Source organism: Sorangium sp. So ce448, assembly GCF_051520915.1.
Lineage (GTDB): Bacteria > Myxococcota_A > Polyangia > Polyangiales > Polyangiaceae > Sorangium > Sorangium cellulosum_B.
The window spans coordinates 2,984,189-2,999,396 of the sequence record NZ_CP150343.1; the positions used below are offsets into that span (position 1 = coordinate 2,984,189).

The following is a 15,208-nucleotide window of genomic DNA, read 5'->3' on the forward strand; positions in this document are numbered from 1 at the left end:
CGAGCGATTCATCAGGCGCTTCGCGGGCGCCGGAAGCGATAAAGCACGCGTCGTGCCCCGCGATACGGTGTCGGCACGCGCGCCGCGCTTCCAAAAATTCCGAGAATTCCGAACGTACCGACTTCTTCGAGAGGGCGAGGTGCGAAGCGGTCAGCGCGGCGACCGCTCTTGGGGGAGCAAGGCATTACCCAGGCGCGCAGGGTTCTTCACAGCGGGCTACGGGCGCTTCGCCATCGGCGGTCGCGGCGCGGCCGTCGCGCACGTCACGAACCTGAACGACGCTGGCGTCGGGAGCCTCCGTGCGGCGGTCGAGGACGACATGGGCCGGCGAGGCGGCGGAGAGCTCACCGGCTATCGCTCGAGGAACGCCTGGTCGAGGCAGACGAGGAGTTCGATGTCCGCCTCATCGTCGAGGCCAGGAAGCTCGCGGAAGACCTGCAACGGCCGTGAGCTCCGCCGTCCCGCCCGCGTCGCGCGCTCCTTCCGCAGCTGCGGTGCGTCCCTCCTCCGTGACAACTTGACAACCGCACCCGTTGGCCGGGCGCGTCTCCGCAATCCATGCTCCCGCCCGCTTGCGCCCCGCCCGTGACCGGCGCAACCCTCGGGCTCATGCAGACCCGCGCGCGTCACCCGCCGCTCCCGCGCTCCACCGGGCCGATCCTGGTCGCCGTGGCCGCGGCCCTCTCTCTGTCCGGGCCGAAGCTTGCCCCGGCAGCTCCGCCCGAGGCCACGTCCTCGCCACCGAAGTCCGCGCCGGCCGCGGCTCCGAAGGCTGCGCCAGCTTCAGCCCCGGCGGCCGCGCCAGCCGCGGCCCCGGCTTCCGCGCCCGCCGCGGTGGCTCAATCCGCGGCCTCCCAGGCGCCGAAGCTCGACATCCCGTTCACCAAGTACACCCTCAAGAACGGCCTTACCGTGATCCTCCACGAGGACCGCGCGCTGCCGATGGTCGCCCTGAACCTCATGGTCAAGGTCGGCTCGCGGTTCGAGGAGCCGGGGCGCACCGGCTTCGCGCACCTGTTCGAGCACCTCATGTTCATGGGCACGCGCCGCGTCCCCACGAAGCAGTTCGACGCCTGGATGGAGGCCGAGGGCGGCTGGAACAACGCGTGGACCAGCGAGGACCGGACCGCCTACCACGAGGTGGCGCCGGCCCACGCGCTGCCGCTCCTGCTCTGGCTCGAGGCCGATCGGTTCTCGTCGCTCGCGGACAGCATGGACCTCCCGAAGCTCAACGCGCAGCGCGACGTCGTGCGGAACGAGCGCCGCCAGACGAGCGAGAACGAGCCCTACGGCAAGGTCGACCTCCTCATGCCCTCGCTGATGTACCCGGAGGGACACCCCTACCACCACCCCGTGATCGGCTCGCACGAGGACCTCCAGGCCGCGACCGTCGACGACGTCACGACGTTCTTCCGGCGGTGGTACGTGCCGAACAACGTCTCCCTCGTCGTGGCCGGCGACTTCGATGCGCAGAAGACGCGCGAGCTCATCGAGCGGCTCTTCGGCGGCATCCCGGAGCGGCCCGTCCCCGCGGCGACAACGCCCGCGCCCGTGAAGCTGAGCGGCGTCGTCCGGAAGACGATCGAGGACAACGTGAACCTCCCCAAGGTGATCATGGCCTGGCACAGCCCCGCGCACTTCGCGCCGGGCGACGCCGAGCTCGACCTCCTCGCCACGGCGCTCGAGCAGGGGAAGGCGAGCCGCCTCTACAAGGCCCTCGTCTACGACAAGCAGCTCGCCCAGGAGGTGAGCGCGGTGCAGCACTCCGGCGATCTCGGCTCGACGTTCACCGTCGAGGCGATCGCGCGGCCGGGCGTGCCGCTCGAGAAGGTCGAGGCCGCCATCGACGCCGAGCTCGCCAAGGTGCGGGACGCGAAGCTGAGCCGCGAGGAGCTCGATCGGGCCAAGAACCAGTACGAGACGGCCTTCGTGACGGCGCTCGAGTCGGTCGCCGGCCGGGCCTCGATGCTCAACCGGTACGAGACGTCGAAGGGCCAGCCCGGGTTCGTGGAGCAGGATCTGAAGCGCTACCGCGACGCGACCGCGGAGTCGCTGCAGGCGTACGCGAAGAGCACCCTGGATCCCAACGCCCGGGTGATCCTGCGGGTCGTGCCGAAGGGCAGCGAAGAGGCGAAGAAGGCGGTGACGAAATGAGAGCGACACACGCAGGCGCGATGATCGCGCTGGTCGCGGCGGCCCTCGGCTGCGAGCCGAGGACGCCGGCGCAGTCCGCTGCCCGGGCGGAGGCGCCGCGTCCGAGCGCCCCGCCGGCGGCCGCGAAGCCCGCGGACCCGCTCGGGCCCAAGCCGGAGCTGCCGAAGCCGCAGCCGTTCACGCCGCCGGCGCCGGTCGTGCTCGACGGGCCGAACGGCGCGAAGGTGTGGCTGCTCGAGCGCCACACGCTGCCGATCGTGTCCGTGTCCATCGGCGTCGCGTCGGGCGCGGCGGACGATCCGAAGGGCGCGGCGGGGCTCGCGCACATCACCGCGGACATGCTCGACGAGGGCGCGGGGACGCGGAGCGCGGTGGAGCTGTCCAGCGCGATCAACGACCTCGGCGCGACGCTCTCGGTCGGGGCGCGCGCCGACGGCAGCGTCGCGACGCTCTCCGTGCTCAAGAAGAACTTCGACAAGGCGTTCTCGCTGCTCGCCGACGTTGTCGCGCGCCCGCGGTTCGAGGCGAAGGAGTGGAAGCGCGTCAGCGAGCTCTGGCAGAACGACCTCAGGAAGCGCGGAGACGACGCGACGCGGGTCTCGGGGCTGGTCTCGATGGCCGCGCTCTACGGGCCGGGCACGCCGTACGGGCACCCCGTCGACGGCCTTGTCGCGGATGCGAAGTCGATCGGGCTCCCGGCCGTGAAGGCGTTCTACAAGGCGGCGTGGCGCCCGGACCACGCGGTGATCACCGTGGTCGGCGACATCACCCGCGACGAGCTGCAGCAGGCGCTCTCGCGCGATCTCGGGACCTGGTCGGCGAAGGGCGCCACGGCGAGCGCCGCGCCGGCCACGAAGGGCGCGGCGGAGAGCGCAGCGCAGGGCGCGGCGGCCGCGCCGGCGTGGAAGCCGCCGCGGCTGGTGCTCGTCGACCGCCCGGGGGCGCCGCAGTCGGTGATCGCGGCCGTGCGGGAGGGGGTCGCGGCGAGCGATCCTCGGCGGCCGCTGCTCCAGCTGGTCAACTCCGCGCTCGGCGGCTCGTTCACGTCGCGCCTGAACCAGAACCTGCGCGAGGATCACGGCTGGTCCTACGGCGCCGGCTCGGCGTTCACCGAGACGAGGCTGCCGGGCGCGTTCGTGGCGCGGGCCTCCGTCGTGACCGAGGCGACAGGACCCGCCCTGAAGGAGATGCTCGCCGAGCTCGCCAAGATGGCCGACTCCGGGCTGACCCGGGACGAGCTGGCGAAGGTGCAGGCGCAGGACCGCGCGGATCTCGTCTCCGCCTACGAGACCGTGAACCGCACCGCCCAGCGCCTCGGGACGCTGGCGCGGCTGAAGCTGCCGGAGACGTTCGACGGCGACGCGAGCAAGGCGCGGCAGAGCGCGACGCTGGCGAGCCTCGCGGAGCTCGCGAGGGCCGTGGATCCGAAGACTGCGACCGTCGTGGTCGTGGGACCGCGGCAGGAGATCCTGCCGCAGCTCCAGGGGATCGGCCTCGGCGAGCCGGAGGCGTGGGACGTCGAGGGGCAGCCGATCCAGCCGAAGAAAGAGCCCTGAGCGGCGCGCGCCCTGGCCGAGCGCTCCTCCCGCCGCGCGGCAGCGGGAGGAGCGGGCGGCACGATCGCGCCCTCAGGGCGCCGTCGGCACGAAGTCGATCGGGCTGCTGGGCGCGCCCTCGTGCAGGACGCCGTCGCCGAACCAGTAGACGAAGCGGGGCTCCTCCGCCCCGTCGAGGTGGGCCTCCAGCCGGACGATGGCGCCCGGGGTGGTGGTGAACGTCATCGCGTCGATGTCCGAGCCGGTCTCGGCGTGGAAATACGCGACGCCGATGTCGACGAGGCGCGTCTCGTCCGTCTTCTCGATCTCGAGCCCCGCCAGGTCGATGAGCTCGGACGCCGTGTCGACCGAGGCATAGAGATCGAAGCTGCAGACGACCTTGGAGGTGTTGGTGTCGCAGGTCGTCCAGAGCGTCCACGTCCCGCCCTCCGTGTACTCGACGAAGACGCCGACGCCCTCGCCCGGCTCGGTGCTCAGGGTGGCGTCCGTGTCGATGGCGACGCGCCGCACGTCGTCCGCGGGCGGCGGGGGAACGGTGTCGTCGTCGCCGTCGTCCCAGTCGTCGTGGACGTGATGGCCATCGTGGTCGCCGTCCTCGTCGACGATGATGCAGCCGGCCGAGGCGAGGGGCGCCGCGACGAGAAGGAACGACCACAGCCCCAGTGAACGACGCTTCACAAAGTCAGCGGAAAGAGTCATCGGATCTGCTCCTGCTCGTGGACGTCGCAAGACGTGGACCAAGCGCTACCTCGACCGCGGGCGACCGGACGCCGGCGCTGTCTTCCCCGGAGCCGGACCCGACGGAAGGTGGATCCTGGGGCGCGGCGGGGACGCCGGCGCGCTCGGGAGCGCGCGCGGCTTCGCCATCGGCTGCGGCGCCGGCGTCGCCTGTGGCAGCGGCCGCGGCTCCGTGGCCGACGGCGATCGGTGCGGGAGGGCACGCGGGGCGGCCGGCGTGCCGGCGGTGCGCGGCGCCGGGGCCGCCGGCGGCTCCGGGGCGGGGCCGGGCGACGGCGGCGTGACCGTCGGCCGCGAGGGCCGGTGCGATGGGCTCGCGCCGGTGCGGGGCAGCGCGTCCGCGTTGGAGATGCCTCGCGCGGGGAGGCCGGGCCTGGCGATCGGGGCCGGAGCGTCGCCGCCGGGCGTCCCCCGCGGGTGCAGCGGCGTGCGCAGCGCGGGCGCCGCGCGACGGTCGTCGCCTGCAGGCGACGCCGGACGGCGCGCCGGAGGGGCCGCGAGGCGTGCGCTCGGCGTCGTGCTCCTGCGCGCGTAAGCGAGAGCGCGAGGATCCGGCCTGTCGCGGTGCCTCGGGGCGGCCGTGGAGGGAACGCCGGCCTCCGCGAGCGACGGCGACGCCGGGCGGTAGCCGCCAGGACGGATGCCGTGGGGCGGGCTCGAGCGGCCCGAGCCCCCGTCGCCGCGCGGGCGGACGTCGGCGTGCCCGGGCCTGCCCGCGGTCGGCCGCGCCGGCTTGTAGGTGTGCGAGTGCGCGGCGATGCGCCGGACGACCTCGCGATCGCGGACGACGTGCGTGTGGACGTGGCGGTGGAAGACGTGCGTCGTCGGGCAGAAGACGTACGCCGCCGGGGGAGCGGTCCACAGCGAGACCGCGACGCCGCTGCTCCAGTAGTAGGTGGGCGGCATCGGGGCCCAGCCGACGTAGCCGGCGTCACCGACGCGCCAGACGACCCACGCCGGGGCGTACGTGCGCCCCGGGATCCAGGCCCAGCCGTGGGAGGAGATCCAGACCCAGCGACCATAATGGAAGGGGATGTGGCCCCACGCGTAGTCGCTGACCCAGAGCCAGTCGCCGTCGTCGGTCAGCGCCCAGCGGCCCGCTGTCTGGTAGGGCGCGAAATCCGGGCCGACCACGACCGCGGAGGGCACCCAGACCGTGCCGTAGCCCGGGGTGTCGATCCAGGTGCCGTACGCGGCGAGCGGCTGCTGGAACTCGACAAGGGCGCTCGGGTCGGTGTCTTCGTACTCGTCCGCCTCGAGCTCGGCGTTCACGCGGACGTCGACCTGGACTGACGGGGGCTCGGCGGGCTGGGCGGCGGCGCTCGCGGGCGCGGCGATGAGCGCGGCGAGCAGCGGCAGGGCGCCGCCGAGCCGGCGGAGCCGGGCCCCGGGGATGCCCGGCGCCGCGGGGGCAGGGCGCAAGGGGGAAGCGGACAGCGGGAAAGGCATCGGCAGCATGATGGGTCCTTCTGGAGGGGGGTGCCAGGGAGAGGGCGGGCTGGCCTCGGGCGCCCTCAGATCTCTTCAGACGTCCCTGCGCGCCCGACGTTGCACATTGCAGGCCACCATCCGGAGCGTCGCGCTTGCGTGCCATGCGCCGCGGCACCCGACCGAGGTTGGGGCATGGGCACCCGACCGAGGTTGAGGCTGCGGCGCCCGACCGAGGTTGGGGCATGGGCACCCGACCGAGGTTGAGGCTGCGGCGCCCGACCGAGGTTGGGGCATGGGCACCCGACCGAGGTTGAGGCACGGGCACAAGTCATGTTCCGCATCGCCCGCGCCGGCGCACCAGGCGGCGTGGACCGGCAGCGCTCGTTCGATCGAGGTCGCGCGCGGCGCTCCTCAGTCCAGATCGCTGTCGTCGAGCGCCGGCGTCTCGTCCCCCGGAGGCGGCGCTCTCCCGGGTAGCGCCGGCGGCCTCGGAAGGAGCGACAGCCGCGCGTGCGCGTCGGCCAGCTTGCGGTCGGCCTCGCGCAGGCGCCGGTTCAGCACCCGGATCACGGCGTCCGCGATCTCGGCCGTCTCCCGCACCGCCTCGTGGAAATCCTCGGCGGAGACCCGGAGCAGCTCCGCGTCCTCGGTCACCACCGCGGTCGAGGTCCTAGGCTCGCTGTCGAAGAGCGACATCTCGCCGAACACGTCGTTCGCGCCGAGGCGCGCGATCTCGCGGCCGTCCAGCGTGAGGCTCACCTCGCCCGAGATGATCGAGTAGAGCGCGCCGCCAGGCTCGCCCTGGCGGAAGATGACGTCGCCCCGGGCCAGCGACACGACGAGCGAGCCGCGCGCCAGCGCCACCAGATCGTCGCCGGCCACGCGGGAGAAGAGCGGAACGCGCTGGAGGAACAGGACCTTCTCGATCGTCGTGTACATCTCGTCCTCGGGGTCGATGCCGGTGCCGCCGGTGACCGCCCAGTATCGTGCGTAACGGGCCACCGCAGGATCCTCATCGGCCCGCAGCGCGTCCAGCCGCTCGCCGGCGCCCGGCGGCGACGTGACGGCGACCGCGATGGCGGCCGCCTCGCGGACCAGCGGGTCCGGATCGTAGGTCGCGGCGAGCGCGTCCCCGGCTGCGCCGGAGATGGAGCTCCGGGCGACGGCATCGAGCGCGAGCGCGGCGCTGTAGGGGTCGCCGCGCACGATCTCGTGGCGGATCCAGGAGATGACCCCGGCCTCCGGCGGCAGGGGCCTCCGGGGGAACGCCGCGGACAGCTCGAGCAGCCGCTCGACGAGGGAGACGAGGCGCTCGCGCAGCGGGCGGTCGAGGAGCGACTCCAGCACCTCGAACGCGTTGGCCCGCAGCGCGGGATCCGGGCCGAAGACGTGGGTGCGCACGAGGGCGACGACCTCGCGCGGGTAGGCGAGCTCGCACAGGCGGAGCACGCGGATAAGCCCCTTCCGCAGCCGGCGGAGCAGGTGCTGATCGAGCAGCGCGCCGACGACGCGGGGGCGCACCGCGATGTACGCCTCGCGCGTGCGGACGTGCTCCACGGTCTCGTCGTCGATGCAGGCGCGGATCACGCGGAGAGGCGCCGGCGGCGCGCGCAGCGCGAGGCGCAGGCGCGACGCCGACGCGAGCACCTTCTGGCGGAGGGCCTCGTTCGGGTCGTCGATCCGGGCGAGCAGCACGTCGAGCGCGTCGTGGCTGCAGAGCCGCGCGAGCACCCGCGGGATCGCGAGCCGCACGACCCGCGGGGTGCCGTCGTCGCCGAGGCGCGCCGCGAGCTCGGGGATGGCGTCGTCGCCGAGCGCCTCGATGGCCCGGGCCGCGGCCGGCGCGAGGGCGCGCTCGGCGAGCGCGTCCGCGAGCAGGGGGAGCAGGCGCGGATCGGCGACGCTCGACGAGGAGCGCACGGCCGCGCGCCGCACCGCGGGGTCGGGATCGCCGATGAGCCGCGCGAGCGCGCGCTGGAGCGACGCGTGGCCGACCAGGCCGAGGATCCGGGCGGCTGCGACGCGATCGCGGGGCGACGGGCTGTCGAGCAGCGCGCGCAGCCGCGGCGCGCCCTCGAGCATGCCGTCGAGGCCGCAGTAGCGCAGGAGCGCGGCGATCGCGGCGGCCCGGAGCGCCTCGCCGCCGTTCGCGTCCGCGGCGGCGCGCGGCGCGGCGCCCTCCCGGGCCAGCGCGAGCAGCTCGTCGTGGGCGTCCTCCCGCAGCAGCGCGGCGAGCGCGGCGACGGCGGCGACGCGGACGTCGGTGTTCCGGTCGTGGATCGCCGCGCGCGCGATGCTCGCCCCCTCCTCGTGCTCGAGCTCGGCCGTGAGGCGCACCGCGAGCGCGCGCACCCTGGCCGAGCCGTGGCGCGCGAGCGCGGGCACGGACTCGCGCACGAGGCTCGGGTCGAGCTGCTGGAGCTGTTCGACCGCGAAGAGCACCTGCACCATGGCGCGGCTGTAGAGCGCCTCCTTGAGGATCGCGCGCGTCTGGGGGCCGTACGCGACGCTGTCCGGCTCGATCTGGCGGCGCATCAAGGTCCGGCGCATGGCGTCGAAGTAGCCGCGCCGCACGAGCGGGAGGAGGGCGATGGACGCGACGCAGAGCGGGAGGGAGTAGACCCCGATCCACGCGGCCTCCTCGACGAGCGCGGCGCCCGTCGCGGCCGTGGGCGCCACGGCGAGCAGGATCAGCGCGCCGAGCCCGTAGCCGAGGGGCTTGGCGATCGTGGAGACGAGCGTCCGCACCCGCTCCCGCAGCGCCGGCTGGAACGGGAAGAACAAGAGCTGCATCGTCGCGTCGTAGATCGTGAGCTGCAGCGCGTTGTCGCTCAGCTTGAGGATCGCGCCCCAGGCGAGCGACGGCGCCGCGAGCAGCGCGACCGTGCTCGCGGTGAACGCGGCCGGCATGGCGAGCAGCCCGCCGAGCACGCCGTGGCGCCGGAGGACCCGGGGGGTCGCGACGAGCTGCACGAAGAGGCCGACCACGCCGACGGCGCCGTAGAGGAACCCCATGAACCGGGTGAGGTCGTCGACCTGGGGGTAGGCCGTGAGGGCGATCGCCTTGAACTGGTAGTCGCCGATCGTGAGGACCGTGAAGAGGAGGAAGGTCAGCAGCGCGACGGTGAGGGCGTAGCGCGATCTCCACACGTCCACGCGCGGAAGGCGGGCCTGGAGGAGCTCCTCGTCGCCGGACGGGGGGCGCCCTAGCGGGTAGCGCCGCGCGAGCGCGGTCGTGAGCGCGGCCATGGCGAGGAGCGCCGCGATGAGCACGAACAGGAGGTTCTCGGTGCCGATCCACCGGACGACGGCGCCCGTCGCGAAGCCGCAGGCGACGGTGCCGACGACGCGCCCGCTGCCGATCAGGCCGAAGAGGCGCTTGGCGCTGCGCGGGTCGTGCAGGTCCTGGGCGACGGCCCAGACGAGGACGGCGGTGAAGTTCGCGATGATCTCGGACCAGATGTAGAAGACAAGGTACGCGGCGCGCACCTCCTGGCCGATGAGCACGCGCAGCAGCGCGAACGTGGCGGCGCCGAAGAGGGCGAAGGCGACGCACAGCTGGGCGCGCGGCAGGTGGCGGGCGACGCGGTTATACGCGAGCGCGGCGACGGCGGAGGCGACGCCGTAGACGATCCACATCGGCGCGATCCAGGTGACGGGGAACCTGGTGAGGAAGAGCGCGTCGCGCGCGGAGCGGCCGACGACGAAGAGGAGGGCGGCGAGGAAGAGCAGGCAAAAGAGCAGCGCGGTCCGGTGCAGCTCGATGCGGGTGAGGGGGACGCCGAGGACGGCCGTGTGGGCGTCAGGGGCGGCGCCGCTCGGCGCCAGCCGGCTGGGCCGGCTCGAGGTCGGGCGCACCGACGGGGTGGCGCCGGACGCGGGGTACGCGGGCGCGCCTTCCGGGCGCGCGCTGGGCTGGCTGGGCTGCCCAGCGCGCGCCGTCTCCGGCGCCGTGGCGCGCTCCTTCGCGCTCGGCCCTGCCTTCGAGCCCGGCTGCGGGGGAGCGGCGTCGGTCGAATCCACCTGCCTCAAGCTAGCCGAGCTCTCTCGAAGAGCGCGTGTTTCGGGCCACGCAGCCCGTCCGTCGGCCCATGGCGCTGCGCGGCGGTCTGCTCACCCTCCTGCTCCGCGGCGTCGATGCCAACTTGTCAGGAACGGACGGCGACCATGGCCAGCTCGTCATGCGGCGCGCCTCCGAGCCTCCGAGGTGGGGCGTCGAGGACGCCTCTGACGGGACCGCGGGGGCCTCCGAGGGCGCGTTCGACGCGGCATCCGGCGCGGGCGCACGCGGGCGCACGAACGATTTCCGCGCCGTTCGAAGGGCTGTGCGAGGCATTTGCGGCGTGGTACGAGCTGTGCTGAAAGGACGCGCCCATGGACACGACAAGGTATCTCGTGCGGTCCCGGCGGCGAGGGCGTCGGCACCTCCCCCGGCTTTGCGCGGTGGCCCTCGCGGCGGCGGCGCTCGCCGGTGGCGCGCGCCAGGCCGGCGCGGCGGTGACCATCAGCAGCGACGTGGTGCGCACCAAGCTCACGCGCCCGGACGCGGAGAACCCCCTCTGGATCAGCCATCAAGACTGCGTCACCGACAACGATCTGCAGTTCACGCTCACGCTCGACAACGTCTCGACCAGCGAGAGCCTGGAGGTGTGGGTCACCCAGTCGACGGATTGCAGCGTGGCCGAGAATCGCAGGTCCGGCGGTTACTGCAAGCCGCTCCCGCTGACGCTCACCCCGGCGACCACGGTGACCGTCACACTGCCGGCAAAGATGATAGCGAAGGAGTTCCTCGGCGCCGACAACTGTGAGGTCGCGTCGCAGGCGAGCACCAATGCGACCCAGATGACGATCTACTTCCTGCGGCTGCCCACAGCGGACCAGAACGCATCGAGTTACGCTCCATGGGACAAGACCAAGGTGGACCTCCTGGGCCCGAAGCCGCCGACGGACGTGAAAGCGCACTCCGGCGATGGGCGTATCCTCGTCGATTACACGCAGAACGAGGCCGATGAAGTGCTCGGCTACTATCTCTACTGCGACGACGGCGGGCAGTCCTCGCCTGCCTCGAGCGGGGCAGGGGCAGCCGGCGGAGGCGACGGCGCGGCGGGAGCCGGCGGCGGGGCAGCCGGCGGAGGCGACGGCGCGGCGGGAACCGGCGGGGGAACGACGAGCGGCGGCAGCTCCGGCTGCCAGTCGTCGCTCCTGGTGCCGGGGGAGATCCCGGACTCCGCGCAGCGGTGCGGCAGCGTGGGGAGGGCCAGCCGCGGCGAGGCCACGGAGAACATCGTCAACGGCAGGTCGTATGTCGTCGGCGTCGCGGCCTATGACCAGGTGGGCAATGCCGGGCCGCTGTCGGCGATCTCCTGTGCGACCGCGGCCGACGTCGACGGGTTCTTCGAGCAATACCGGGACGCCGGCGGGCAAGCCGGTGGGGGCTTTTGCAGCATCGAAGGGCCGGTAGGGGCTGGCCGATGGGCCGCTGCGCCGCTCGCCGCCGTCGCGGCCGGCGCGGCGCTCGGGTTGTTGCGCAGGAGCCGTCGTCGTCGACGCCACGCGCACGCGCGTTCCTTCACGCAGGAGAGCGAATGAGCTGTCATCTCCGTCATCAGGTGGCCGCCTGCCTCGCCGGCAGCGCGGCGCTCCTCGCTGCCTCCGTCGCCGGCGCGCAGACGAGCTACGGGATGGGCGATTGGCGGCAGCACGATCGCTCGAGGATCCAGCGAGAGGAGCGCTATGCGTCTCCTCAGAGCTTCGCGTTCGAGCTCCGCTTCGCCCCGTACTCTCCCCAGGTCGACGAGGAGTTCTCCGGCACGGGCCCCTACGGGAAGACCTTCGGCGATGGCCAGGAGTTCTATTTCGGGGTCGAGGTCGACTGGCTGCCGCTCCGGATCCCGTACGTCGGCGCGATCGGCCCAGGGTTCGGCTGGGGGTACACGTCGGCGTCGGCGAGCGCCTTCGTGGCGGGCAGCGACGACAGGGCCGAGGCAGAGGAGACCTCGCTCACCATCATGCCGATGCACCTGTCCGCCGTCCTGCGCGCCGACGAGCTGATGCGCAAGACGGGCGTCCCGATCGTGCCTTACGCGAAGGTGGGCCTGGGGATGGGGTTATGGACCACGACGTCTGGCCCTGGCACGCCGAAGCCCGATGGCGTTCGGGGCGAGGGCATCACGTGGGGCACCCACCTCGCGTTCGGCGGGATGCTCGCGCTCAACTGGCTGGACCGCCGCTCGGCCTCCCAGCTCGATGAGACGACGGGCATCAACCACACGTACCTGTTCGGCGAGTGGATGTTCGCGAACCTCGACGGGCTGGGCTCGCGCCCGCAGATGCACGTCGGCACCTCGACGTGGGTCCTGGGGCTGGCCTTCGACATGTGAGGCGCGGCGCCGCGTGCGCGGCGCGTGGCGCGCGGCGCCGGTACGCGCTTCACGGCGCGCTGCCCTCGAGCGGCGCGCCGCCGTCGTCTTCCTCGATCACCGTCGTTCCGCGCGGCCGGGCGGTCGTCGCGCGGCGCGGGGGGCTGTCGCTCGCGAAGACCTCGACGGTCTCCTTGGACGGGGCCCCGACGATGGGCACGACGAGCTCGCGCGCGGCGCCCTCGCGCTCGTACGTGATCTTGAGCTCGCTGGCGCTGGCCAGGGCGCGATAGGCCGCGAACAGGTCGTCCGGGCGCTCCAGGGTCGAGCCGTTGACCTGGGTGACGACGTCGCCGGTCTTGAGCTCGATGCTGCTCCAGTCCGCGGGCAGCGCGAGGATCTTCCAGCCGATGAACGCGCCCGCCCGGACGACCTCCTCGACCGGCACGCGCCGCAGGATCCAGGGCGGCCCCTGCAGCAGCACCCGGTCGACGTCGGCGCGGGCGAGCTGCCCGGCGGGGACCGCCTGCTTGGGCGGCGCCGCGCTCTGCGCGCGCGGCGCCGGAGCCGCTGCCGGGGCGGCCGTCTGCGGCCCGCCGCACCCTGCGACGACGGACAGGGAGAGACATGCGCCGAGCAGGAGTCTTACGGGCGTCGACATCGGCGGGACTATGCGCAGCGGACCCGCGGAGGCCAAGTTCGATGCGCGGCGGGTGCGATGGGGACGCGAGCGGCGATCCAGCTGAGCCGCAGGGCCGGGGCCACCGGGCTCCGGGGACCACCGGGCTCGCGAGGGGCGAGGATCGTCGGAGAGGGTCGGGGAGGCGGGATTTGAACCCGCGACAACGAGCACCCAAAGCTCGTGCACTACCGGACTGTGCGACTCCCCGGGCAGAGCGCGTCCGCGAGCGGGACCATAGACGAGGCGCCCTGCCGGAGCAAGACAGGTCGCGCCGATGGTCGAATGCGTCGAGCGCGTCGAACGCGTCGAGCGCCCGGCGCCGGCCGATCGAGCGCCCGGCGTCGGCGAGGCGTCGGCCGCGCGGCGCCCGCGTGGCTTTTCAGGTGCGTCACCGCATGAAAGGCGCTGAAATGAGGGCGCAGCATGAGCGGGACGGTCGCGCCGCTGTCGGTCCATCACCTGGCCGTGGTCGTGCGCGACCTGGCGCGGGCCGAGGCGTTCTACGTGGGCGTCCTCGGATTGCCGGTGGTGCGGCGCTGGACGGACGAGGCCGGAGCGCCTCGGTCGGTGTGGCTCGAAGTCGGGGGCGGCGCCTTTCTGGCCGTGGAGCGGGCGGGCGCCGCCGGGCCGATGCGCGCGGACGAGGCGCCAGGCTGGCACTGCGTCGCCCTTGGGATCGCGCCGTCCGAGCGGGAGGCATGGCGCCGCCGGCTGACCGCGGGGGGCGTGATCGTCGAGCGGGAGAGCGCTTACACGATGTACGCGCGCGATCCCGACGGGAACCTGGTGGCGCTCAGCCACTACCCGCACCCGCAGGCGGGGCCGGGCTGATGGCGCGGACCGCGTGCAGTGCGCGTGGAGCGCCGTGGTGAGATGATGGAAGGTCGGGCGGCGCGCCAGGGACCTGGAAGCTGATCGAGGGCCTGCGCGTCGAAGGGGAACGAACGAGCCGGAGGGTTTCAAGATGCCGCGTTCAACGTCCGATTCCATGTCGCCTGATGCGCCCGTGTCGCTCGTGCTCCCCTGCGGGGCGATCGGGCTCGTGGGCGGCTGGCTCACGGCCGACGTTCTCGAGATGGACGAGCTCGTGCCCCGCTTCCTGCTCGCGGGTGTGACCCCGATCGTCGCGGCGCTGCTGGGTCACTACCTGACGCCGCGGATCGGAGGCGTCTGGGGTGATGGATCGATGGCGTTCGGCGCGGGCGATGCGCCGGCGGACGGCGCGCCATGGGTCGACGCGCCGGGGAAGTGGACCCGGCGGGGGCCGTTCGTGGCGGGCGTGCTGGCGCTGTGGGCCATCGTGGTGGCCGGCGTCGTGAACGGGATGACCATCGGGCTCGTGGCGGGGCCGGCAGGGATGATCGTCGGCGCGGCGTTCGGCGCCGTGTTCGCGCTGCCGTTCGTTCCGGCGCTCGCGGTGGTGCTGATCGCGGCGAACCGCGTCGGGCGGGCCCGCGCCGGCTCGATCGTGGCGCTCTCGGATCGGCGGGCGGTGTGGGCGGCGACGGCGGCGGTGATCGCGGTGGCGCTCCAGCTGGGGTCGGGGCTGACGGGGGCAGCGGCGCCCGACCTGGGGCGCCTCGTGGCGGTGATGGGGTTCGCCGTGGTGGCGGGGCTGTGCGCTCTGGACGCGCTGGAGATCGCGAGGGTGCTGAAGCTGCCGCGGGAGCGGAGCGGGGTAGGGGACGAAGTGGCGGAGCGGATCGCAGCGGAGATCGAGGCGGGGGCGACGGGGGCAGGAGAAGACGGCGGGGCGAGCGGCGTTGCGTGGGCCGGGGGGAAGGGGACGGGGGAGAGGATCGATCTCGGCCTCGGGGACGAGGTGCACGTCGAGGTGGTGAGGCCGACCCACGCCTACCGGGGGGCGCAGCAGATCGCCCGGGTGGTGCGGGGGAACCGCGAGCGCGCCGTGGCGGCGCTGCGGGCAGGGCTGATGCGGGGCGCGGGCGCGCTGGCGATCGGGGCGGCTCTTTGGGGCGAGGTCTGGAAGTGATCGAGGCGCGCGGAGGGCGGTGGAAGGCGGAAGAGCGCGTGCTGGCGGCCAGCGGAGGAGCGCGGGCCGGTGAGGCGCGGCGGAAGAGCGGGCTGGACGAGGGCGTGGCTGGGGATCTGGCTTGATGCGTGAGGCGAGGTGTGCCAGGGTCCGGCGCCCGTAGCGGCTGTTGCCCCTGCCCCCGTAGCTCAGTGGATAGAGCAGCGGTTTCCTAAACCGAAGGTCGCAAGTTCAATTCTTGCCGGGGGTGCCGAAGGATTTCGGGCACTTACGAGAACGAGCCCGCGGGCCATGG

General features: G+C 73.5%; 10 protein-coding genes and 2 tRNA genes. 7 read left to right on the top strand and 5 right to left on the bottom strand.

Translation table 11 applies throughout. The features are described from left to right. Positions 1 to 834 precede the first annotated feature (834 nt). Both WMF45_RS11535 and WMF45_RS11540 read left to right on the top strand, forming a co-directional pair. Complete coding sequence (locus tag WMF45_RS11535; RefSeq protein WP_437716960.1) at positions 835 to 2,154, top strand: M16 family metallopeptidase; 1,320 nt, start codon at positions 835 to 837, stop codon at positions 2,152 to 2,154. Next, entirely contained in the window at positions 2,151 to 3,710 is a 1,560-nt protein-coding gene (locus tag WMF45_RS11540) for a M16 family metallopeptidase (RefSeq protein ID WP_437716961.1), read from the top strand. The genes WMF45_RS11535 and WMF45_RS11540 overlap by 4 nt, the downstream gene beginning before the upstream one ends. A gap of 72 nt (positions 3,711 to 3,782) precedes the next feature. Here WMF45_RS11540 and WMF45_RS11545 read toward each other — a convergent pair whose 3' ends face one another. From WMF45_RS11545 to WMF45_RS11555, 3 genes are all read right to left on the bottom strand, one after another. Continuing rightward, positions 3,783 to 4,388, bottom strand: a complete 606-nt coding sequence (locus tag WMF45_RS11545) for a hypothetical protein (RefSeq protein ID WP_437716962.1) — start codon at positions 4,386 to 4,388, stop codon at positions 3,783 to 3,785. A gap of 66 nt (positions 4,389 to 4,454) precedes the next feature. Then, entirely contained in the window at positions 4,455 to 5,906 is a 1,452-nt protein-coding gene (locus WMF45_RS11550) for a DUF6600 domain-containing protein (RefSeq protein WP_437716963.1), read from the bottom strand. A gap of 384 nt (positions 5,907 to 6,290) precedes the next feature. Then, positions 6,291 to 9,902 (bottom strand): HEAT repeat domain-containing protein, encoded by a 3,612-nt coding sequence (locus WMF45_RS11555; protein ID WP_437716964.1) that lies wholly within the window; start codon positions 9,900 to 9,902, stop codon positions 6,291 to 6,293. 351 nt (positions 9,903 to 10,253) lie between these two features. Here WMF45_RS11555 and WMF45_RS11560 point away from each other — a divergent pair, with 351 nt between their 5' ends. Both WMF45_RS11560 and WMF45_RS11565 read left to right on the top strand, forming a co-directional pair. Continuing rightward, on the top strand, positions 10,254 to 11,468 hold the full coding sequence (locus WMF45_RS11560) for a hypothetical protein (RefSeq protein WP_437716965.1): 1,215 nt from the start codon (positions 10,254 to 10,256) through the stop codon (positions 11,466 to 11,468). Then, complete coding sequence (locus tag WMF45_RS11565) at positions 11,465 to 12,259, top strand: MXAN_2562 family outer membrane beta-barrel protein (RefSeq protein ID WP_437716966.1); 795 nt, start codon at positions 11,465 to 11,467, stop codon at positions 12,257 to 12,259. The genes WMF45_RS11560 and WMF45_RS11565 overlap by 4 nt, the downstream gene beginning before the upstream one ends. Positions 12,260 to 12,308: 49 nt before the next feature. Here WMF45_RS11565 and WMF45_RS11570 read toward each other — a convergent pair whose 3' ends face one another. Further along, a complete protein-coding gene (locus WMF45_RS11570; protein ID WP_437716967.1) occupies positions 12,309 to 12,899 on the bottom strand; it encodes a serine protease in 591 nt (196 codons plus the stop codon). A gap of 155 nt (positions 12,900 to 13,054) precedes the next feature. After that, positions 13,055 to 13,128: transfer RNA gene (locus WMF45_RS11575), tRNA-Pro, on the bottom strand. Between the two features lie 215 nt (positions 13,129 to 13,343). Between WMF45_RS11575 and WMF45_RS11580 the strand changes: the two genes are divergently transcribed. From WMF45_RS11580 to WMF45_RS11590, 3 genes are all read left to right on the top strand, one after another. Beyond that, a complete protein-coding gene (locus tag WMF45_RS11580; protein WP_437716968.1) occupies positions 13,344 to 13,751 on the top strand; it encodes a VOC family protein in 408 nt (135 codons plus the stop codon). 157 nt (positions 13,752 to 13,908) lie between these two features. Further along, on the top strand, positions 13,909 to 14,913 hold the full coding sequence (locus WMF45_RS11585; RefSeq protein ID WP_437716969.1) for a hypothetical protein: 1,005 nt from the start codon (positions 13,909 to 13,911) through the stop codon (positions 14,911 to 14,913). Between the two features lie 177 nt (positions 14,914 to 15,090). Next, a tRNA-Arg gene (locus WMF45_RS11590) sits at positions 15,091 to 15,163 on the top strand. Positions 15,164 to 15,208: the final 45 nt, after the last annotated feature.